18 protein-coding genes are annotated in these 20,297 nt (G+C 60.0%); 16 read left to right on the top strand and 2 right to left on the bottom strand.

Features of this window, described 5'->3' with window-relative positions:
* The first annotated feature begins 89 nt into the window (after window positions 1–89).
* The 7 genes from AEQ67_RS03060 (at window position 90) to AEQ67_RS03030 (ending at window position 7,669) form a co-directional block, all read left to right on the top strand.
* A complete protein-coding gene (locus AEQ67_RS03060; protein WP_059402416.1) occupies window positions 90–686 on the top strand; it encodes a paraquat-inducible protein A in 597 nt (198 codons plus the stop codon).
* Complete coding sequence (locus AEQ67_RS03055) at window positions 683–1,342, top strand: paraquat-inducible protein A (protein ID WP_059402415.1); 660 nt, start codon at window positions 683–685, stop codon at window positions 1,340–1,342. The genes AEQ67_RS03060 and AEQ67_RS03055 overlap by 4 nt, the downstream gene beginning before the upstream one ends.
* Window positions 1,323–2,978 carry a PqiB family protein gene (locus AEQ67_RS03050; RefSeq protein WP_059402414.1) on the top strand — a complete coding sequence of 552 codons (1,656 nt, stop codon included), beginning with the start codon at window positions 1,323–1,325 and terminating at the stop codon, window positions 2,976–2,978. Before AEQ67_RS03055 ends, AEQ67_RS03050 begins: the two co-directional genes overlap by 20 nt.
* A gap of 17 nt (window positions 2,979–2,995) precedes the next feature.
* Window positions 2,996–3,553 carry a PqiC family protein gene (locus tag AEQ67_RS03045; RefSeq protein WP_059402413.1) on the top strand — a complete coding sequence of 186 codons (558 nt, stop codon included), beginning with the start codon at window positions 2,996–2,998 and terminating at the stop codon, window positions 3,551–3,553.
* A 433-nt stretch (window positions 3,554–3,986) separates the two neighbouring features.
* Window positions 3,987–5,000, top strand: a complete 1,014-nt coding sequence (locus AEQ67_RS03040; RefSeq protein ID WP_059402412.1) for an iron ABC transporter substrate-binding protein — start codon at window positions 3,987–3,989, stop codon at window positions 4,998–5,000.
* 3 nt (window positions 5,001–5,003) lie between these two features.
* Entirely contained in the window at window positions 5,004–6,602 is a 1,599-nt protein-coding gene (locus AEQ67_RS03035; protein WP_059402411.1) for an ABC transporter permease, read from the top strand.
* Window positions 6,599–7,669, top strand: a complete 1,071-nt coding sequence (locus AEQ67_RS03030; RefSeq protein ID WP_059402410.1) for an ABC transporter ATP-binding protein — start codon at window positions 6,599–6,601, stop codon at window positions 7,667–7,669. Before AEQ67_RS03035 ends, AEQ67_RS03030 begins: the two co-directional genes overlap by 4 nt.
* 10 nt (window positions 7,670–7,679) lie before the next feature.
* Here AEQ67_RS03030 and AEQ67_RS03025 read toward each other — a convergent pair whose 3' ends face one another.
* The gene (locus tag AEQ67_RS03025; RefSeq protein ID WP_059402409.1) at window positions 7,680–8,570 is read right to left on the bottom strand and encodes a site-specific integrase; all 891 of its coding nucleotides are present in this window, start codon (window positions 8,568–8,570) and stop codon (window positions 7,680–7,682) included.
* 137 nt (window positions 8,571–8,707) lie between these two features.
* Window positions 8,708–8,932, bottom strand: a complete 225-nt coding sequence (locus AEQ67_RS03020; protein WP_059402408.1) for a hypothetical protein — start codon at window positions 8,930–8,932, stop codon at window positions 8,708–8,710.
* Between the two features lie 703 nt (window positions 8,933–9,635).
* Between AEQ67_RS03020 and arnB the strand changes: the two genes are divergently transcribed.
* Genes arnB through AEQ67_RS02975 form a run of 9 tightly spaced genes read left to right on the top strand, consistent with a single transcriptional unit; the run spans window position 9,636 to window position 20,025 of the window.
* Window positions 9,636–10,784, top strand: a complete 1,149-nt coding sequence (arnB, locus tag AEQ67_RS03015) for a UDP-4-amino-4-deoxy-L-arabinose aminotransferase (RefSeq protein ID WP_059402407.1) — start codon at window positions 9,636–9,638, stop codon at window positions 10,782–10,784.
* Window positions 10,781–11,800 carry an undecaprenyl-phosphate 4-deoxy-4-formamido-L-arabinose transferase gene (gene arnC / locus AEQ67_RS03010; protein ID WP_059402406.1) on the top strand — a complete coding sequence of 340 codons (1,020 nt, stop codon included), beginning with the start codon at window positions 10,781–10,783 and terminating at the stop codon, window positions 11,798–11,800. Before arnB ends, arnC begins: the two co-directional genes overlap by 4 nt.
* Window positions 11,797–13,788: a bifunctional UDP-4-amino-4-deoxy-L-arabinose formyltransferase/UDP-glucuronic acid oxidase ArnA gene (arnA, locus tag AEQ67_RS03005; protein WP_059402405.1), complete on the top strand. Its 1,992-nt coding sequence runs from the start codon at window positions 11,797–11,799 to the stop codon at window positions 13,786–13,788. Before arnC ends, arnA begins: the two co-directional genes overlap by 4 nt.
* Window positions 13,788–14,672 (top strand): 4-deoxy-4-formamido-L-arabinose-phosphoundecaprenol deformylase, encoded by an 885-nt coding sequence (arnD, locus tag AEQ67_RS03000; RefSeq protein ID WP_059402404.1) that lies wholly within the window; start codon window positions 13,788–13,790, stop codon window positions 14,670–14,672. Before arnA ends, arnD begins: the two co-directional genes overlap by 1 nt.
* Entirely contained in the window at window positions 14,669–16,318 is a 1,650-nt protein-coding gene (gene arnT / locus AEQ67_RS02995; protein ID WP_059402403.1) for a lipid IV(A) 4-amino-4-deoxy-L-arabinosyltransferase, read from the top strand. Before arnD ends, arnT begins: the two co-directional genes overlap by 4 nt.
* Window positions 16,315–16,659, top strand: coding sequence for a 4-amino-4-deoxy-L-arabinose-phosphoundecaprenol flippase subunit ArnE (arnE, locus tag AEQ67_RS02990; RefSeq protein WP_059402402.1), 345 nt, complete (start codon window positions 16,315–16,317; stop codon window positions 16,657–16,659). The genes arnT and arnE overlap by 4 nt, the downstream gene beginning before the upstream one ends.
* Window positions 16,656–17,057 (top strand): 4-amino-4-deoxy-L-arabinose-phosphoundecaprenol flippase subunit ArnF, encoded by a 402-nt coding sequence (gene arnF, locus AEQ67_RS02985; RefSeq protein ID WP_059402401.1) that lies wholly within the window; start codon window positions 16,656–16,658, stop codon window positions 17,055–17,057. The genes arnE and arnF overlap by 4 nt, the downstream gene beginning before the upstream one ends.
* Window positions 17,054–18,433, top strand: coding sequence for a UDP-glucose dehydrogenase family protein (locus AEQ67_RS02980; protein ID WP_059402400.1), 1,380 nt, complete (start codon window positions 17,054–17,056; stop codon window positions 18,431–18,433). Before arnF ends, AEQ67_RS02980 begins: the two co-directional genes overlap by 4 nt.
* A complete protein-coding gene (locus AEQ67_RS02975) occupies window positions 18,406–20,025 on the top strand; it encodes an ArnT family glycosyltransferase (RefSeq protein WP_059402399.1) in 1,620 nt (539 codons plus the stop codon). Before AEQ67_RS02980 ends, AEQ67_RS02975 begins: the two co-directional genes overlap by 28 nt.
* Window positions 20,026–20,297: the final 272 nt, after the last annotated feature.

Raw genomic sequence — 20,297 nt, 5'->3', positions numbered from 1 at the left:
CTTGTTCAGCCTTTCGATTTGCTCAATCGCGAGGCACTTCTATATTGAGGGAGTGCTCATCACTTTCTGCCTCCTGTCGAGCTTGGCCTATGGCAACGACTGACCAGCTGATCATTTGCGAGCACTGCGACTGCGTGTATGAAAAAGTCACGCTCGCCAAACATCAAAAAACCCTGTGTACGCGCTGCGGCGGCGTGCTTCAGCGCTATAACGGCCTGACGGTGCAGCAGCGCCTGGCGTTGAGCTTCACCGCCCTGGTGCTGTGGATTTTCACCAATTTCTACCCAGTGATGAGCATCAGCCTCAAAGGCCTGAAAAACAGCGCCACGCTCTGGGATTCGGTATTGGCCCTGAGTCACGGGCCCATCACGTTCATTGCGATGGTGGCGGCGATCGCCATGATCATCGCGCCGATTTTCCAGCTGGTGCTGCTGATCTGGGTCCTGGGCTTCGCCCTGGCGGACCAGCGCTCGCCCGGTTTCAGGTTCTGCATGCGCTGGCTGGAAACCCTCCGGCCCTGGAGCATGCTGGAGGTCTGTCTGCTGGGTGCCATGGTCGCGGTGATCAAACTCGCCGGACTGCTGGATGTGTTGCCCGGCATCGGCCTGTTTGCCCTGGCGATTCTCAGCCTGATGATGATCCGTATCGCCGGGCGCGATGTCCGTGAGCTGTGGGACATCCTATGAAAACGCCTCCGGTGGCCAGCGAACTCAACCTGTGCCTGTGTCACAGCTGCGGCCTGGCCTGCGACATGACCCACGAGCCCCACGAATGTGAGCGCTGCGGCGCGCCGTTGCATCGGCGCAAAACCAACTCGATTACCCGGACCTGGGCCTACATGTTCACGGCCCTGGCGTTTTACGTCCCGGCCAATCTGCTGCCGGTGATGAACACCAAGATGGTCGGCAACGGCGCCGATAGCACGATCATGAGCGGCGTACTGGAGTTCTGGCAGCACGGTGCCTGGGACATTGCCCTGATCATTTTTATCGCCAGCATCGCGGTGCCTGGCATCAAGTTCGTGGCCCTGACGCTGCTGCTGGTTACCGTGCAGCGCGACAGCCAGTGGGCGCGCAAGGAAAGGTCAACGCTGTACCGATTCGTCGAGCTCATCGGTTACTGGTCAATGCTCGATGTGATCGTGGTGGCCCTGGTGGCCGCTCTGGTGAAGTTTCAAGCCCTGGCCGATATCGAACCGCGCCCGGGCATTCTGTTCTTTGGTCTGGTGGTGGTGTTCACCATGCTGTCGGCGATGAGTTTCGACCCGCGCCTGATCTGGGATAAAGAGCGGGGATACCCGCAAAACAACGAGGAGGTCACGGATGAAGTCGCAAGCCACTGACGGGCCGCAAGCCCCCGGCCAGGCACCTGTAAAGACCCGTCGTTTCAGCGTTTCGCTGGTATGGATCGTGCCGATTGTCGCGGTGCTGGTAGGGATCTCGCTGGTGGTGCACAGCATCCTGCAAGAGGGCCCGACCATCACCATTACCTTCAAGACCGGTAGCGGCCTGACCGCCAACAAAACCGAAGTCAAATACCGCAACGTGGTGATCGGGCAAGTCACCGATGTCGAGCTGAGCAACGACCAGAAAAGTGTCAACGCCACCGTCAAACTGGCCAAGCAAGCCGAAAGCTTTACCCGCGAAGACTCGCAGTTCTGGGTGGTGCGCCCGCGCATCGGCGCAGGCGGGGTGTCGGGCATCGATACCCTGCTTTCCGGGGACTACATTGGCGCCGATATCGGCCAGTCCAATGCCCGCGCGAAGAACTTCACCGGCCTGGAAAACCCGCCGCCGATTACCTATGGCGAGCCGGGCAAGCGCTTCATGCTGCACACCGAAGACCTCGGTTCACTGGACATCGGCTCGCCCATTTACTACCGCAAGATTCCCGTCGGCCAGGTGGTGGCCTATGCCCTGGATGCCGACGGCAAAGGGGTGAACATCGAAGTATTCATCCACGCGCCCAACGATGCCTACGTCACTAAAAACACCCGATTCTGGAACGCCAGCGGCATTGACGTGAATGTTGGCGCCAACGGCTTTTCGGTAAAAACCGAGTCGCTGTCCTCTATCCTGGTCGGCGGTATTGCCTTCCGGGCACCGGAATACAGTCCCAACGATGAGCTGGCCGGGGATGAAAAAACCTTCGAACTGTTCGAAGACCAGCAAACCGCCCTCGCCCCACCCAACGGCAAGGGCCAATACCTGGTGTTGCGTTTCGATCAGGCCTTGCGTGGCCTCAAGGTCGGGGCACCGGTGGAATTCCTCGGTGTCGAGTTCGGCAAAGTCGTGGCGGTCAATCTGGATTTCGACGCGAAAAAACGCAGTTTCCCGATCAATGTTGGCATCGTGATCTACCCGCAACGGCTCGGCCAGGCCCATATCAAAATGCTTGAGGCCTTGAAGCATGACCCCAATGACGAAGCCGCAGGCGTTCGGCTGATCGGCACCTTTATCGAGAACGGTCTGCGGGCACAGGCCCGTAGCGGCAATCTGCTGACCGGCCAGCTCTACATTGCCCTCGATTTCTACCCCAAGGCAGACAAAGTCGTGTTCGATCCGAACGCCCGCCCGGTGATGATTCCGACCGTTCCTGGCAGCCTCGAACAATTGCAGGAAAAACTCGAGGCCATGATCACCAAGATCAACAACCTGCCCGTGGAGCGCATCGCCAGCAACCTCGACAGCAACCTCGTCGAACTGCGCAAAGGCCTGACGCAATTCAACGCAAAGACCCTGCCCGGCGTGCAATCCACCCTGGCGGACGTCAGCAAAACCCTGAATTCGGCCAGTTCGACGCTGGCCGAGGATTCACCGCAACGTGAGCAGTTGACCCAGACCCTGGACGAACTCGGACGCATGTCGCGCTCGTTGCGTGAGCTCTCGGATTACCTGGGACGGCATCCGGAATCGCTGATCCGCGGTCGCCCCAACAACGCCGCGCCAATGGATCTGCAAGCGCCACCGCGCAACTGAGCACAGGAGCAACACCCATGGCTTTTTCGTACAAAATCACCTTGGTCACTGCGCTGTTGCTGCTCACCGCCTGCCGCAGTGATCCGATTCAATTTCACACCCTGATCCCGACCCAATTGAGCGGTAACTCAAGGTCCGGCGCGCAGGATATCCAGATCGAAGGCCTGAGCGTGCCCCCGCAGGTCGACCGTCCGCAGATAGTTATCCGCCAGGGCAACAGTGGCCTGGCGATTCTGGAAACCCAATGGTGGGCCGCGAGTCTGGTGGATGAACTGCGCAGCGCGCTGGTGGATCAACTGGTCAACAGCAACCCCCGGCGCAAAGTCTCGGTGCGCCTGGATGTGCAGCGCTTCGACTCGATTCCCGGCCAATACGGCTTGATCGACGTCAAATGGCGCCTGCGCGACCTCGGTCAAACCGATGTCTCGCTGGTGACGTGCCGCAGCACGTTGCAGACGCCTTCCGGCCCGTCCATCGATGAGCTGGTGGCGGCTCAGCAGAACAATGTCAAACGTCTGGCCGCACTGATCAGCCAAACCGCGAGCGGAACGCAAAAAGGTTGCCCATCAACCTGATACACAATTTGTAGAAGCCTACGTTCGGCTCTGTAGCAGCTGTCGAGCTTGCGAGGCTGCGTTCGGCTCTGTAGGAGCTGTCGAGCCTGCGAGGCTGCGATCGGCTGCGCAGCAGTCGTGAAATCAGGCAACGCGGTGCGTCAGGAAAACCGCATGCTCAGGGTTTACGACTGCTGCGCAGCCGAACGCAGCCTCGCAAGCTCGACAGCTGCTACAGAGCCGATCGCAGCCTCCCAGGCGCCTACAGAGGCCGAACGCAAGCTAGATGCATTTGTGATGAAATTTTGACGTTTTTTTCTCAATTCAAGCTCTACATTCGCCGCGCCTTAAACATGCAAATGATTCGTATTGATCTACACTCATCGACGACCCTTCTCGTCGATTCTGTCGAGTCTGCGCGCACGATTCTAAAAAAAACCGGAGCTGCTACCGCATGAATTCCACTCGCCCTTCCTTCCTGAAAAAAGCCCTGTTGGTTACCGCTCTATTGAGCGCTGGCCATGTGTACGCAGCCGATGCCGACGGCATCGTGGTCTACAACGCCCAGCATGAAAGCCTGACCAAAGCGTGGATCGACGGTTTTACCAAGGAAACCGGCATCAAGGTCACCGTCCGCAACGGCGACGACACCGAGATGGGTAATCAGCTCGTGCAAGAAGGCGCCGCCTCGCCGGCCGACGTGTTCCTGACCGAAAACTCCCCGGCCATGGTCCTGGTCGACAACGCCGGGCTGTTTGCTCCGGTCGCCCCGACCACCCTGGAACAGGTTGGCGAAGCGTATCGCCCGGCCCATGGCAAATGGGTGGGGATTGCCGCGCGCTCCACGGTATTTGTCTACAACCCGAGCAAACTGCCTGAAGCGCAATTGCCCAAGTCGCTGATGGACCTCGCCGGCCCGAACTGGAAAGGTCGCTGGGGTGCTTCGCCGGCCGGTGCCGACTTCCAGGCGATCGTCGCCGCGGTACTCGAACTCAAGGGTGAAGCCGCCACGCTCGAATGGTTGAAAGGGATGAAAACCAACTTTACGGCGTATCGCGGTAACAGCGCCGTGCTCAAAGCGGTGAATGCCGGGCAGGTCGACAGCGGCGTGATCTACCACTATTACAGCTTCGGTGACCAGGCCAAGACCGGCGAAAACAGCAAGAACACCGCCCTGCACTACTTCAAGCACAAGGATCCGGGCGCGTTTGTCAGCGTCTCGGGCGGCGGCGTCCTGGCGTCCAGCCAACACAAGGAACAAGCCCAGGCGTTCCTGAAGTGGGTGACTGGCAAAGACGGTCAGGCCATCCTCAAGACCGGTAAATCGTTCGAATACGCCGTGGGCAAGAACGCTGAATCCAACCCCAAACTGGTGCCTTTGCAGCAACTTGACGCGCCGACTGTCGATGCCTCAAAACTCGACAGTAAAAAAGCCGTGGAGCTGATGACTCAGGCCGGACTGCTCTAATTGATGCCTGAAACCCTGCCGGCGGGTGTCGCTGAGGCGATACCCGCAAATTTGCGACGACGGTCACGCGGTGTCTTTGCGCGGCGCGGCGGTGCGTGGGTGATTGGTTTGTCGGTGCTGGTTTCAATGCTGGCGCTGCTGCCAATTGCGTTCGTCATTGGCGTGTCGTTCGAGACTGGCTGGGCAACCCTGGTGCCATTGGTTTTCCGACCTCGGGTCGGCGAGTTGTTGATCAACACGGTGTTGCTGGTGGTGATCACAATTCCCTTGTGCGTCACGCTCGGTGTGGCGCTGGCCTGGCTCACCGAACGCACCGATTTGCCGGGGCGGCGTTGGTGGTCGTTGCTGGCGACTGCGCCTTTGGCGGTGCCGGCGTTCGTGCACAGCTACGCCTGGGTCAGTCTGGTGCCACCGATCCATGGATTGTTTGCCGGGGTGCTGGTTTCGGTCATCGCCTACTTCCCGTTCCTTTACTTGCCGGTCGCAGCAACCCTGCGCCGGCTTGATCCGGCGATAGAAGACGTCGCCGAATCCCTGGGTCTGAAACCCTGGGTGGTATTTTTCCGCGTGGTACTGCCGCAACTGCGCCTGGCAATCTGCGGCGGGGCCTTGCTGGTCGGCCTGCACCTGCTGGCCGAATATGGCCTGTACGCGATGATCCGCTTCGACACCTTCACCACGGCGATTTTCGATCAGTTCAAATCCACCTTCAACGGGCCGGCCGCCAACATGCTCGCCAGTGTGCTCGCGCTGTGCTGCCTGGCGATGCTGACCGTCGAATCCGCCGCTCGCGGCAACGCGCGTTACGCCCGGGTCGGTTCGGGAAGCGCCCGTGATCAGCGGGTCGTGCGTCTGAAGAGCTGGGCAACCGCACTCGCACTGACCTTGCAAATCGTCACCTGCGCACTGGCGCTGGGTGTGCCGTTGATTACGCTGGGCAAGTGGCTGATCGCCGGCGGCACGCAAGTCTGGGAGCTGGGCGAACTGCTGCCGGCCTTGCAACAGACCCTGCAGTTCGGGGCCGCGGGCGCCATTCTCACCACCTGCGCGGCCATCCCGATTGCCTGGCTGTCGATCCGCTCGCCGGGCCGAATGCAGCGGCTACTGGAAAGCTGTAACTACATCACCAGTTCGCTGCCGGGGATTGTCGTTGCCCTGGCCTTGGTGACGATCACCATCCATTTTGCCCGGCCGATTTACCAGACCACGATCACGGTATTGCTGGCGTACCTGCTGATGTTCTTGCCGCGCGCCCTGGTGAGTTTGCGTGCCGGTATCGCCCAGGCACCGGTGGAACTGGAAAACATCGCCCGCAGCCTCGGTCGCACGCCTGCGCGGGCATTGTGGCTGATCACTCTGCGCCTGGCCGCACCCGGTGCTGCCGCAGGCGCCGCGCTGGTGTTTCTGGCGATCACCAATGAGTTGACCGCCACCCTGCTGCTCGCCCCGAACGGCACGCGCACCTTGGCCACCGGGTTCTGGGCCATGACCAGCGAAATCGATTATGCCGCTGCGGCGCCTTATGCCCTGCTGATGATCTTGCTCTCGCTGCCGTTGACCGGACTCCTTTATCACCAATCCAAACGAACGGCTGGCCGATGAACACTCTGGAACTGCACTCGATCTACAAGGCCTACGGTTCTCAACGGGCCCTGGAAAACATCAGCCTGTCGGTGCCCACCGGCAGCCGCACAGTCATCGTCGGCCCTTCGGGTTCTGGCAAGACCACCTTGCTGCGGATGATCGCCGGCTTCGAATTCCCGGACTCAGGTCGCCTGACGCTCAACGGTCAGACGCTCGTCGACAGCACCCACGAGGTGCCCGCGCATCAGCGTTTGATTGGCTATGTTCCCCAGGACGGCGCCCTCTTCCCGCACATGACCGTGGCCGCCAATATTGGCTTTGGGCTGTCCACCAAGGGCCTGGAAAAACAGCAGCGGATCGCCGAGTTGATGGACAGCGTTGCGCTGGATTCGAACATGGCCGAGCGCTGGCCCCACGAACTCTCCGGCGGCCAGCAACAGCGTGTGGCCCTGGCGCGGGCCTTGGCCCAACAGCCGCGATTGATGTTGCTGGATGAGCCATTTTCCGCACTCGATACCGGCCTGCGTGCCGCCATGCGTAAATTGGTCGCGCGACTGCTGGCCGACGCGGGTGTCACCACCATTCTGGTCACCCATGACCAGAGTGAGGCGTTGTCGTTCGCCGATCAGTTGGCAGTGATGCGCCAGGGCCGGCTGGTGCAATCCGGCCATCCACTGGACCTGTACCGCTATCCCGACGATGAACAAACCGCACTGTTCCTCGGTGAAGCCGTGGTCATGCCCGCCAGAATCGAAGCGGGCTGGGCGCATTGCGACCTGGGGCGGATACCGGTCAACAACCACCGCAACAACAGTTCGGCGCAAATCATGCTGCGGCCAGAGCAACTTCAGGTCTGCAGTCCGATCACCGGCGAAGCTCATTCACAAGGGTGCAGAGGCGTAGTGACGGACCGGGATTTCGGCGGCAATACCTGCACGTTGACCGTGGAACTGGAGTCGTTGGTAAACGAAGACCAGCCAGGCCGCTCGCTACTGGTGCGCAGCTCCGGCATGCATGCGCCACCGGCGGGGAGCGCGGTGCATGTCTCGACCATCGGCCATGCCCACGTCCTGAGCGAACCCTGAACCCCGTGCGTCACAAATCGAAGCGATCAACCGCCCGCCGCCGCTCATTGTCATCGCGCACGTCGTAGTTGGCGGTCGTCTGGATATTGCTGTGGTGCGCGAGTTTTTGCGCAATCGACAGGTCGTGCTCTTCGATCACCCGGGTGATGAACGAGCGGCGGAAATCATGCGGCATGATCTTCACCCCGACCTGCGCGCCCCGCTGCCGGGCGATGTAGTAGATCGCATGTTTGGTAATGCGCTCACGGGTGATGTGGCTGCCCCGGCGAATGCGGTTGAACAGAAACGCATCGTCCGTTTCACCCTCTTTCAGTTGCGAGCGCCGCAGTTCCAGCCAGTCATTCAGCTTGGCGAAGGCCCAGGCCGGCGCGTACTTGATCAGTTGCTTGTTGCCCTTGGCGGTGACCCGAAGGCTGCGCTCGGTGAAATCGACCTGGTTCAGGTCCAGATTCACCGATTCCGACTTGCGCATGCCCGAACCGTACAAAATCCCGATGATCGCCGCGTCCCGCAGGCCTTGTGGCCTTGGATCGGCAGCGCAGACCGCCATCAATTCCTGGATCAGCGTGCGCTTGAGGTTGCGCCCCTGGGACAGCCGCGTGCCGGCAATGCCCTTGACCGAGCGCATTTTCAACAAGTGTTCCTGACTGATCAGGCTCATGCGCCACGCTTCGTTCATCACCCCGCGCACCGCATTGACGTACAGCGAAGAAGTGTTGGGTGCGTAACCGTCGGTGCGCAAGGTCGCGACCAGCGCAATCACATCCTCGGGCTGCAGCTGATGCCAGGGAATCTCCTCGACGTTCATGTCCTCGAAACCCAGGCGATCGGCCGCGTCCTGCAAAATGTAACGCATGGTCAGTTGGCTGGACGGCGCCAGTCGAGCCAGATAGACGGTCATCGGGTTGATGTTCGAAGCAGCTGGAGCAGTAATAGGTAAGTCAATCAAACGAAACGGCCTTGAATGAAAACAGTGCAAAAAAAAATGGCGTACTCACGTTAAACCCGCGGACGTCGACACGGTGCAGGGTCGCGACATCAAGCTTGCAGATCACTCAGCGATGTCAGGATTTGCGCACAAAACCATTTCAGTGCGGTGGATTCATCGCTGCGTACGTGCCGGTGCAGGTTCACATAGAACGAGGGCACCTTAAAGGGCAACTCCAGCATCTTCAATGGCCCCGCCAGGGGAATCCGACAAAAGCCCTCGGTAATCTGCGCAGGCAGTACCGTCAGCAACTGCGTGCCAGGTAAAGCGTGCATACACCCAATCCCCTGCAGGAGCTGGCTTGCCAGCGAAGCACGTTAACGATGACGGTTTTCAACAGGATAAACGTGGCGACTTTGAGTCCTTCGCTGGCAAGCCAGCTCCTACAGGGGGGCGGTGGTTTCAGATGTTGCGTTCGTTGTAGATCTTTTGATCTTGCCGTTGCCGTTGCTTTGCCCCTGCCAGACACCACAACTTCAACTGTCTTGTAGTTAGTTCGCCGAGTGTTGCATAGCGTTACGTCAAACAGCAGTGAAGTCTATGCGGGGTGGTAATGCAGGCGGTGCAATAGACTCCGTTCCCGTCAAGAATCCGGGCAATGAGCGTCGTCTGAACATTGGCTGAATGGACTAATAATTGAAACATCCTTCATATAAAGCGGAACACTTCTGTAGGACTTTTCTACTAAAAACCGCGATGAACGGCCGTAGTCTGAACAATGGCTTAATAGCTTTCAGATAAATGATTTGCCGACCGGTTTTTCATGTTCCTTTCACAAAATCGGGCCTAATCTCGATAGAGCTGGGGCGGTCGTGGGACTTGCCCAACTGCAGACCCAGTCGGTGAAAGCCAACTAATGCTGATTATTAGCGTACTGACTCAACTAATTGATGCAGCTTCTATTTTTGCGACTACGCTTTGATTGGATCCAATAAATTCAGAATGAACGCCACCGATCCATCAGCCCCAGAGGTGACAATGAGTCAGGCTTTTCTCCCCTTCTCCCGACCCAGTATCGGCGATGAAGAAATTGCCGCCGTAGAGCAAGTTTTACGCTCCGGCTGGATCACTACCGGGCCGAAAAACCAGGAACTGGAAGAGCAATTCGCCAACTACGTCGGTTGTCGTCATGCCGTGGCACTGTCCTCGGCCACTGGCGGGATGCACATTACGTTACTGGCAATGGGAATCGGTCCGGGCGATGAAGTTATTACTCCGTCGCAGACCTGGGTGTCGACCGCCAACATGATTTGCCTGTTGGGCGCCACGCCGGTGTTTGTCGACGTTGATCGCGACACCTTGATGAGTGATCTGTCGAACATCGAAGCAGCGATCACCGCCCGCACCAAAGCCATTATTCCCGTGCATTACGCCGGTGCCGCGTTCGATCTCGATCCGCTTTATGCGTTGGCCGACAAACACGGCATCCCCGTCATCGAAGATGCCGCTCACGCAGCAGGCACCTTCTACAAAGGTCGTCATGTCGGCGCGAAAGGCACGGCGATCTTCTCGTTCCACGCGATCAAGAACATGACCTGCGCCGAAGGTGCGATGTTCGTCAGCGACGATGAAGCCCTCGCCTCCCGGGTGCGCATGCTCAAGTTTCACGGCCTCGGTGTCGATGCCTACGACCGCCTGACCCATGGCCGCAAACCCCAGGCCCAGGTGATCGAGCCCGGCTTCAAGTACAACCTGGCCGACATCAATGCCGCCATCGCCCTGGTGCAGCTGGAGCGACTGGACGACATCAACGCCAAGCGCACGGAGCTGGCCCGCGCCTACCTGCAACGCCTCGAAGGCTCAACGGTGCAACCGCTGGCGATACCGGCTTACCCGCAGCAGCACGCCTGGCACCTGTTCATCCTGCGCATCGACGCCGAGCGCTGTGGAGTGGATCGCGAAGCGTTCATGAAGGCCTTGCAGGAACAGAACATCGGCACCGGCATTCACTTTGTCGCCACACACCTGCACACCTACTACCGCCAACGTTTCCCCAATATTTACCTGCCCAACACCGAATGGAACTCGGCTCGGCTGTGTTCGATCCCGTTGTTCCCCGACATGACTGTCAATGACGTCGACCGTGTCGTCGGCGCCATTGAAAACATAGTGGACAAAAGCCTGTGAAACCTTATCCGATCCGTTGCGTGTCGATCGTCATCCCGGTCTACAACGAGCAAGACAGCCTGCCTGAATTGCTCAGGCGTACCGAAGCGGCGTGCCAGCAGTTGCATCATGACTACGAGATCGTGCTGGTCGATGATGGCAGCCGCGACAACTCGGCGCAGATCCTTGAAGAAGCCGCCAATCGTGAATGCAGCCCGGTGGTGGCGGTCATTCTCAACCGCAACTACGGCCAGCATGCGGCAATCATGGCCGGTTTCGAACAGTGCAAGGGCGACGTCGTCATCACCCTCGACGCCGACCTGCAAAACCCTCCGGAAGAGATTCCCCGATTGGTGGCTCAGGCCGAACTCGGCTATGACGTGGTCGCCACCGTGCGCAACAACCGTCAGGACTCGGCCTTGCGCCGTTGGCCGTCGAAGCTGATCAACCTGGCGGTGCAGCGTTCCACCGGCGTCGCCATGAGCGACTACGGCTGCATGCTGCGGGCCTACCGCCGCAGCATTGTCGACGCGATGCTCGCCTGCCGCGAACGCAGCACGTTCATCCCGATCCTGGCCAACAGCTTCGCCCGGCACACCACGGAAATCCTGGTGACCCACGCCGAGCGCGAACACGGCGAATCGAAGTACAGCCCGATGCGCCTGGTCAATTTGATGTTTGACCTGATCACCTGCATGACCACTACCCCGCTGCGCCTGCTGAGCATTGTCGGCTTTGCCATGGCCGGTTTGGGCGTGCTGTTCGCCATTGCCTTGATTGTCTTGCGCCTGGCCTTCGGTGCCAGTTGGGCCGGTGGCGGTACGTTTGTGCTGTTCGCCGTGCTGTTCGTGTTTACCGGTGGCCAGTTCATCGGCATGGGCCTGCTGGGCGAATACCTGGGGCGCATGTACAGCGACGTGCGCGCCCGTCCCCGGTTCTTTATCGAGAAAGTCCTGCGCGGCCAACCCGCCATGCCGGCCCCTGTTGTCACCGTTGACGGCCTCACTTCCACTTCTTCAGATCAGGTTCTCTCATGAGTGCAAAAGCTGTTGTCTTCGCCTATCACGATATTGGCTGTGCCGGCATCGAAGCCTTGCTCAGTTCCGGTTATGACATTGCCGCGGTCTTCACCCACGCCGATGATCCGAAGGAGAACGCGTTCTACGGCTCCGTTGCGCAACTGTGTGCCAGCAAAGGCATCGCGGTGCATGCCCCGGAAGATGCCAATCACCCGCTGTGGATCGAACGCATCAGCAAACTCAACCCGGATTACCTGTTCTCGTTCTACTACCGCAACCTGCTGAGCGAGCCGCTGCTGGCCACCGCCCGTAAAGGCGCGTTCAACCTGCACGGTTCCTTGTTGCCGCGCTACCGTGGTCGCGCGCCGGCCAACTGGGTGCTGGTCAACGGTGAAACCGAAACCGGCGTCACCCTGCACCGCATGGTCAAGCGTGCCGATGCCGGCGCCATCCTCGCCCAGCAAAAGGTTGCCATCGAGCGCAACGACACAGCGCTGACCCTGCACGGCAAATTGCGTGTAGCAGCCACCGATCTACTGCGCGATACCTTGCCAGCGTTGCTGGTCGGTAAAGTCAGTGAAACGCCTCAGGACGAAGCCAAAGCCACGGTGTTTGGCCGTCGAACCCCGGCTGACGGCAAACTGGTCTGGAGCAAACCGGCGCAAGAACTGTTCAATCTGGTGCGCGCCGTCACCCAACCTTATCCGGGCGCATTCTGCGCCGTGGGCGAGCACAAGCTGATTGTCTGGAGCGCTGAAGTCGCCAAGGGCAATGAAGGCCAGGCGCCGGGCCGGGTGATCAGCGTCGACCCGTTGCGTATCGCCTGCGGCGAGGATTCCTTGCTCATCAGCGCTGGCCAGCGTAACGACAACGGCCTGTACCTCAGTGGCCCGCAACTGGCCAGTGAACTCGGCCTGGTCGACGGTTCCGTGTTGCGTGGCGCCGAGTCCGGGCGCGCTCCGCGTCGTACCCGCGTGCTGATCCTCGGCGTCAACGGATTCATCGGCAATCACTTGTCCGAACGCTTGCTGCGTGACGATAAATACGAAGTTTATGGGCTGGACATTGGCTCGGACGCCATCGAGCGTCTGCGCAGCCACCCCAATTTCCACTTCGTCGAAGGCGATATCAGCATCCACTCCGAGTGGATCGAATACCACGTCAAGAAGTGCGACGTGATACTGCCGCTGGTGGCGATCGCCACGCCGATCGAATACACCCGCAACCCGCTGCGCGTGTTCGAACTGGATTTCGAAGAGAACCTGAAACTGGTGCGCTACTGCGTCAAGTACAACAAGCGCGTGATCTTCCCGTCGACCTCGGAAGTCTATGGCATGTGCCAGGACAACAACTTCGATGAAGACAGCTCCAACCTCGTCGTCGGCCCGATCAACAAGCAACGCTGGATCTACTCGATCTCCAAGCAATTGCTCGACCGCGTGATCTGGGCCTATGGCCAGAAAGGCCTGAACTTCACCCTGTTCCGCCCCTTCAACTGGATGGGCCCACGCCTCGACCGCCTGGACTCGGCGCGTATTGGCAGTTCCCGGGCGATTACCCAGCTGATTCTCAACCTGGTGGAAGGCACGCCGATTCGCCTGTTCGATGGCGGTGAGCAAAAACGCTGCTTCACTGACATTGCCGACGGCGTCGAAGCGCTGGCACGGATCATCGACAACGAGAACGACGCCTGCAATGGCCAGATCATCAACATCGGCAACCCGGACAACGAAGCCAGCATTCGCCAGTTGGGCGAAGAGTTGTTGCGCCAGTTCGAAGCGCACCCGTTGCGCGACAACTTCCCGCCATTCGCCGGGTTCCGCGATGTCGAAAGCAAAGCCTTCTACGGCACCGGTTACCAAGACGTGTCCCACCGCAAACCGAGCATCGCCAACGCCAAGCGCCTGCTGGACTGGACGCCGACCGTGGAAATGAGTGAAACCATTGGCAACACGCTGGATTTCTTCTTGCGCGAGGCCATGCTCGAAATCGCGGACAAGCCCTAATGCAGGCAGGCCTTCGAATCGATGTCGACACGTATAGGGGCACCCGTGAGGGGGTGCCACGACTGCTGGAAATCCTCGATGAAGCGCAGGTCAAGGCGACGTTTTTCTTCAGCGTCGGGCCGGACAACATGGGGCGCCATTTGTGGCGTCTGATCCGCCCGCAGTTCCTCTGGAAAATGCTCCGCTCCAACGCCGCCGGCCTGTACGGCTGGGACATTCTGCTGGCCGGCACTGCCTGGCCGGGTAAACCGATTGGCCGTGACCTGGGGCATTTGATGCGCCAAGCCCGGGACGCCGGTCATGAAGTCGGCCTGCATGCCTGGGATCACCATGGGTGGCAGGCCAATGCCGGGCGCTGGAACGATGCGCAATTGATCGAGCACATTCGCCAGGGCGTAGACACGCTCAGCGACATCCTCGGGCAAAAGGTCGAGTGCTCGGCCGCTGCCGGTTGGCGCGCGGACGAGCGAGTGATCGACGCCAAGCAGGCTTTCGGCTTTCGTTACAACAGCGATTGCCGCGGGCAGAGTCTGTTCCAACCCGCATTGACCGGCGGTGGTTTGGGTGCGCCGCAGATTCCGGTGGACTTGCCGACCTTCGATGAAGTGGTCGGCCCGACCGTGGCGGCCAAGGACTACAACGCCTTCATTCTTGAGCGCTTCAGCGCCGAAAAACTCAACATCTACACAATCCATGCCGAAGTAGAAGGGATTCTGATGGCCAACGATTTTCGTCAACTGCTGGCCGATGCGCGCCAGCGAGGCATCTGTTTTCAACCCTTGGGCGATCTGCTGCCCGAGGCACCCGGCACCTTGCCGATCGGGCGTGTGGTGCGTGGCACGCTCGAAGGCCGTGAAGGCTGGCTGGGGGTGCAAGGCGTATGAGCAAACCCTGGGCATTGCCGTTATTACTGGCCATTTGTGCGCTGGCGTATCTGTTGCCGATGGCCAGCCATGGCTTGTGGATTCCCGACGAAACCCGCTATGCCCAGATCAGCCAGGACATGCTCCTGAGCGGAGACTGGGTCTCGCCGCATTTCATGAGCCTGCGTTATTTCGAAAAACCGGTGGCCGGTTACTGGATGATCGCCGCCAGCCAGGCGCTGTTTGGCCAGAACCTGTTCGGTGTGCGGTTTGCTTCAGCCCTGAGTACCGGGCTGAGTGTGTTGCTGTGCTTCCTGATCGCTCGCCGGATGTGGAACGACCCGCGCAAGAGTTTTGCCTGCGCGCTGCTGTACATGAGTTTCACGGTAATCGCCGGCGCCGCGGGCTACGCTAATCTCGACCCGCAATTCACCTTCTGGGTCAACCTGAGTCTGGTTGCCTTGTGGTTTGCGCTGGACAGTGTCAGCCGTGGCCAGCGGCTGATCGGTTGGGCCGGGTTGGGCTTCGCTTGTGGCATGGGATTCCTGACCAAGGGATTTCTGGCCTGGCTGCTGCCGGTACTGATCGCCCTGCCCTGGATGCTCTGGCAAAAACGCTGGCGTGAACTGCTGGTTTACGGTCCGTTGGCGATTGTCGTGGCCATCGCCGTCAGCTTGCCATGGGCCTTGGCGGTGCATGCGCAGGAGCCTGATTACTGGCGGTTTTTCTTCTGGCATGAACACATTCGTCGCTTCGCCGGGGACGATGCGCAACATGACGCGCCGTGGTGGTTTTATCTGCCGTTGCTGGTGGCGTTCAGTCTGCCGTGGGCGGCGTTGTTGCCACCGGCGTTGCGGCAGGCATGGCAAACACGTCGCCAGTCGAATATCGCTTTCCTGTTGTTGTGGTTGTTGATGCCGCTGCTGTTTTTCAGCCTCAGCAAAGGCAAATTACCGAGCTACATCCTGCCGTGCCTGTTGCCCCTGGCGTTGTTGCTGGGCCATGCGCTGGCGGACCGTTTGAAGCTGGAGCACGGCCGGGCACTGGGCATCAATGGCCTGCTGAACCTGGTGCTGGGTTTGGTCACCCTCCTCGCGCTGGTTTACCTGCAACTGAAAAAACCGCTCTACAGCCATGAACTGCACAACCTGGTGCTGGTGTTCATCGGCCTGACCGGCTGGATCATGGCCAACCTGCTGCAAGCCTTCAGGCCCCTGCAATGCTGGGCGGCACCGGCCTTCGGCAGTCTGCTGCTGATTGGCTTGGTGCCGGCCGGGCTGCCTGATTCAGTGGTCGCCAACAAGATGCCCGACCAATTCATCTTCGAGCACGCGCAGGAACTCGGCCAGGCCAGCCAGTTGCTGAGCAACGACCTGGGCGCCGCCTCGGCCCTGGCCGGGCGCCTGAAACGTGGGGACGTGGCTTTGTACAACACGATAGGCGAACTGAAATATGGCCGGGCCTATCCTGACGGCGGGCAGCAGCGAGTCGACCCCAATCAGGCGCAACAGGGGATGCGCGAAGCCCGCCGCAACGGTTCCGTCGGTGTGCTGATGCGGGTCAAGGGGGACGACGAGCTGCGCGAAGTCGAACTGCTGCCAAAGGATGGCAAGCGCTATGAACAAGGCAATCTCGTGATTTTGATTTTTCCGCAGGCCGAATCATGAGCCTGCTACTGCTATTGACCGCCTGCCTGCTGACCTGTCTGGGTCAGATCGCCCAGAAGTACGCCGTGGAAAGCTGGCGTGGCCAGTTGTCGGGCTGGGGCGAGAAACTGCGTTCGCCGTGGTTGTGGCTGGCGCTCGGCTCCCTGGGGCTGGGTTTGCTGGTGTGGCTGCTGGTATTGCAGCGCCTTGAAGTCGGTATCGCCTACCCGATGTTGAGCTTGAATTTTGTGCTGATCACTCTGGTCGCCCGCTTCGTTTTCCACGAAACCATCGACCGGCGTCACTGGCTGGGCGTGGCGCTGGTGATTGGCGGCGTGATTCTGCTGGGGCAACACACATGAACCTGCGTCGCGGAATCACTTTTGCCCTGAGCAGCGTGTTGCTGGTCAGCGCCGCGCAATTGGGCATGCGCTGGAGCATGAGCCACCTGCCGCAGCCCGAACAATGGCTCACTGCAGCTATTCAACCGTCCGCCGTCGCCGTGGTGCTGGCCGCCATTCTCGCGTACGCCCTGTCGATGTTCTGCTGGCTGCTCGCCCTGCGGGATTTGCCCCTGGGCCGGGCGTATTCGCTGCTGAGCATCAGCTATGCGCTGGTGTACCTGCTGGCCGCCAGCCTGCCGCTGTTCAACGAAGCGTTCAGCCTTTCCAAAAGCCTTGGCGTGGCCTTGGTCATCCTCGGCGTCATCACCATTAACTCTCGACCTGCTCGCGCGCCCGAACTCAGGAGTGCCTCATGAAAATCAGTGTATTTGGTAGCGGTTACGTTGGCCTGGTGCAAGCCGCCGTCCTGGCTGAAGTCGGCCACGACGTGGTCTGCATGGACATTGACGAGAAGAAAGTCGAGTTGCTGCAACAGGGCCACGTGAGCATTTTCGAACCGGGGCTGGCCAGCCTGGTGCGTGAAAGTCTGGACGCCAAGCGTCTGCAGTTCACCACCGACGAAAAGTTTGCGGTGCAGCATGGGCAAGTGCTGTTCATTGCCGTGGGAACCCCGTCCCGGGACGATGGCTCGGCCGACTTGCGCTATGTGCTGTCGGTCGGTGAAGCCGTCGCCCGGCATCGTGAACAACCGGTGATTCTGGTGGAGAAATCCACCGTGCCCGTGGGCACCGGCGACACCCTGCGCGCGCACATCGACAAGTGCCTGATCAAGGTCGGCCGGTTGTTGCAGTTCGATATCGTCTCCAACCCGGAGTTTTTGAAAGAAGGCTCGGCCGTGGCTGATTGCCGGCGTCCGGACCGGATCATCATCGGCTGTGAAAGCGATGAGGTGCGTGAGGTGATGCGCGAACTTTATGGGCCCTTCAACCGCAACCATGACCGGATCATGTTCATGGACCTGCGCAGCGCCGAGCTCACCAAGTACGCCGCCAACTGCATGCTGGCGACCAAGATCAGCTTCATCAACCAGATCGCCGAACTGGCCGAACACTTGGGCGCCGACATCGAATCGGTGCGCCTGGGCATCGGCGCCGACTCGCGCATTGGTTACCACTTTATCTACCCCGGTTGCGGTTATGGCGGCTCGTGTTTCCCCAAGGACATGCGGGCGCTGATCCACAGTGCCGAAGAGGCCCACTGCTCGAGCGATCTGCTGCAAGCGGTGGAAGCCATTAACCAGCGGCAAAAACACAAACTGTTCGAGCGCATCAACGCGTTCTACAAGGGTGATTTGCGCGGCAAGACCTTTGCCGTGTGGGGCCTGGCGTTCAAACCGAACACCGACGACATGCGCGATGCACCGAGCCGGGTGCTGCTGGAGTCGTTGTGGGCGGCCGAGGCCAATGTGCGTGCGTTCGACCCGGAGGCCATGCAGGAAACCCAGCAGTTGTACCCTGACGAATCGAAACTGATGCTCATGGGCACTCCGGAGTCGGTCCTTTCCGGCGCCGATGCGCTGATCATCTGCACCGAGTGGCAGCAATTCAAGGCGCCTGATTTCGACCTGATCCAACAACGTCTCAACGCACCGGTGATCTTCGACGGGCGTAACCTGTACGACGCCGAGCGTCTGGCGCGCAGTGGTTTCCTGTATTTCCCGATGGGTCGCGGTGAATCACGCAAGCTGCCGATTCCTCATCAACAGTGGCCGGCGGCTCAGGTCGTCGCTTGATCCTGTCGTCCAGTGTTCGCCGGCAGTCCGTAGGAGTTGGGCTGCTGGCGCTATTGCTGTTCAGCACCGGGGTGTATCAGCAGGCGACGATCGGATTTGATTCGCGGTTTGTGCTGTTTGCCCAAGAGATGCTGCGCCACGGCCCGTCGGTTTTCCCGACCACGTATGGCCAGCCTTACGCCGATTACTCGGCGCTTTCGACGCTGTTCATCTGGTGGCTGTCCCAGCCGTTCGGGCAGGTCAACAGCCTTAGTGCCTGGTTGCCGAGTGCCATCGCCGGGGCGGTGATCGTCACGTTGATGTACCGCTTGCTGGCGCCCTACTCCCAACGCTGGGCTTTGCTGAGCATCGCCCTGATGCTGCTGACCAACACCTTTGTCACCGAAACCCGTGCCGTGTCCCAGGACTTGATGCTCGCGGCGCTGGCTTTTGCGGTGTTTTACCTCGGCTATGCCGCCGATCATTTCGAGGCGAAGCGCCGCTGGCTGCTGATCTTTGCGCTATTGCTGCTGGCCTTCGGCGTTCGCGGCCCGATAGGCCTGGTGATTCCCACCGGCATGTTGTGCAGCTACTTCGTGCTCAATCGGCAATGGCAGCGCTTGTTCGGTTTCGGCCTGACAGCCGCCGTGTTGCTGGCAGTGTGCGTCGGCGCCCTGTTGTGGCTGGCCGAAGCTATTGGCGGCACGGCCTTCATGCAGGACGTGGTGCGCATGCAATTCATGGGGCGCCTCGACGGCAGCGAGGGTGTCAGCGGTTCGCTGTATTACTTCACCAGTTCGCTGGGCAACTATGCACTCGCTTACCCGTTGGCGCTGCTGGTGCTGGCGGTGGTGTGGCTGACGAATCCAGGACAGAACGGACCGGCGCTGCGCCTGTTGCAATACTGCATGGCAGCCGGGTTGATCGTGATGGTCGGCTTGTCGATCCCCCAGGCGAAAAAGGCCCGATATCTGCTGCCGATGTTGCCCATGGCGGCGATCATTGCGGCGTATCCGTTTCAGGTGGTGCAGGGTCGGGTGTTTGTCTGGTTGCGGGGATTGATGCAGGGGCTTTGGTTGCTGATACCGGGTCTGTTGATGGTGGGATTGCTGGTCGCGCGCCGACGATTTCCCGAGCAGATGACGGCGCTGACTTCAATCCTGATCATTCTTGGCGTGTTGCAAGTGATCGGCCTGGCCGTGCTTTTGCGGCCCGGTTGGCGGGCTCAAACACTGGCCTTTTGCGCGGTGCTGGCGCTGTGGTCGGTCTACATTCTGGTGTTTGAACCGGTCGAACGTCGGCTCTATGACACGCAAACCTTCAGCCGTGCGGCATTTTCGATGGTCCAGGAAGACCCCGCGCCGCTGGTGTTGCATGCCATGGGCAAGGACGCCAAGGCGATCAAGTTCATGGTCAATATCGAGCAGGACTTGCAGCCGGTGTTCACTGAGTCCACCCAAGAACTGGAAAACCTTCATGGGCCGGCATGGTTGATGATGGATGAAAGCGACTACCGCGCCCTGCAGGGCACGCCACTAGGCTCATTGCCGCCCGTGATCAGCGGCCGTTTCGACAAAAACGATTTCGTCCTGCTGCACCTCAACCCCCTGTAGGAGCTGGCTTGCCAGCGAAGGACGTCAACGATGACGCGTTTCAACAGGATAAACGTGGTGCATTCGAATGCTTCGCTGGCAAGCCAGCTCCTACATTCCACCGCGTTCGTCCAGGCAACCCGATCAACCGTAGGAGCTGGCTTGCCAGCGAAGGACGTTAACGATGGCGCGTTTTGACAGGATAAATGTGGCGTTTTTGAACCCTTCGCTGGCAAGCCAGCTCCTACAGGGGGGAGATCTTTTGATCTGCTGTGAGTCGCTGTAAGAGCGAA

This window comes from Pseudomonas sp. RIT-PI-q, assembly GCF_001297125.1.
In the GTDB taxonomy this organism is placed as follows: Bacteria; Pseudomonadota; Gammaproteobacteria; order Pseudomonadales; family Pseudomonadaceae; genus Aquipseudomonas.
Note: the sequence above shows the minus strand (reverse complement) of the source record. Positions and strands in the feature narration are given on the sequence as shown.

What these genes read in the sequence shown, in the direction of transcription:
- AEQ67_RS03060 (WP_059402416.1), top strand. Translation starts at nt 90, where the DNA reads ATGGCAACGACTGACCAGCTGATCATTTGCGAGCACTGCGACTGCGTG.
- AEQ67_RS03055 (WP_059402415.1), top strand. Translation starts at nt 683, where the DNA reads ATGAAAACGCCTCCGGTGGCCAGCGAACTCAACCTGTGCCTGTGTCAC.
- AEQ67_RS03050 (WP_059402414.1), top strand. Translation starts at nt 1,323, where the DNA reads ATGAAGTCGCAAGCCACTGACGGGCCGCAAGCCCCCGGCCAGGCACCT.
- AEQ67_RS03045 (WP_059402413.1), top strand. Translation starts at nt 2,996, where the DNA reads ATGGCTTTTTCGTACAAAATCACCTTGGTCACTGCGCTGTTGCTGCTC.
- AEQ67_RS03040 (WP_059402412.1), top strand. Translation starts at nt 3,987, where the DNA reads ATGAATTCCACTCGCCCTTCCTTCCTGAAAAAAGCCCTGTTGGTTACC.
- AEQ67_RS03035 (WP_059402411.1), top strand. Translation starts at nt 5,004, where the DNA reads ATGCCTGAAACCCTGCCGGCGGGTGTCGCTGAGGCGATACCCGCAAAT.
- AEQ67_RS03030 (WP_059402410.1), top strand. Translation starts at nt 6,599, where the DNA reads ATGAACACTCTGGAACTGCACTCGATCTACAAGGCCTACGGTTCTCAA.
- AEQ67_RS03025 (WP_059402409.1), bottom strand. Translation starts at nt 8,570, where the DNA reads ATGACCGTCTATCTGGCTCGACTGGCGCCGTCCAGCCAACTGACCATG.
- AEQ67_RS03020 (WP_059402408.1), bottom strand. Translation starts at nt 8,932, where the DNA reads ATGCACGCTTTACCTGGCACGCAGTTGCTGACGGTACTGCCTGCGCAG.
- arnB (WP_059402407.1), top strand. Translation starts at nt 9,636, where the DNA reads ATGAGTCAGGCTTTTCTCCCCTTCTCCCGACCCAGTATCGGCGATGAA.
- arnA (WP_059402405.1), top strand. Translation starts at nt 11,797, where the DNA reads ATGAGTGCAAAAGCTGTTGTCTTCGCCTATCACGATATTGGCTGTGCC.
- arnD (WP_059402404.1), top strand. Translation starts at nt 13,788, where the DNA reads ATGCAGGCAGGCCTTCGAATCGATGTCGACACGTATAGGGGCACCCGT.
- arnT (WP_059402403.1), top strand. Translation starts at nt 14,669, where the DNA reads ATGAGCAAACCCTGGGCATTGCCGTTATTACTGGCCATTTGTGCGCTG.
- arnE (WP_059402402.1), top strand. Translation starts at nt 16,315, where the DNA reads ATGAGCCTGCTACTGCTATTGACCGCCTGCCTGCTGACCTGTCTGGGT.
- arnF (WP_059402401.1), top strand. Translation starts at nt 16,656, where the DNA reads ATGAACCTGCGTCGCGGAATCACTTTTGCCCTGAGCAGCGTGTTGCTG.
- AEQ67_RS02980 (WP_059402400.1), top strand. Translation starts at nt 17,054, where the DNA reads ATGAAAATCAGTGTATTTGGTAGCGGTTACGTTGGCCTGGTGCAAGCC.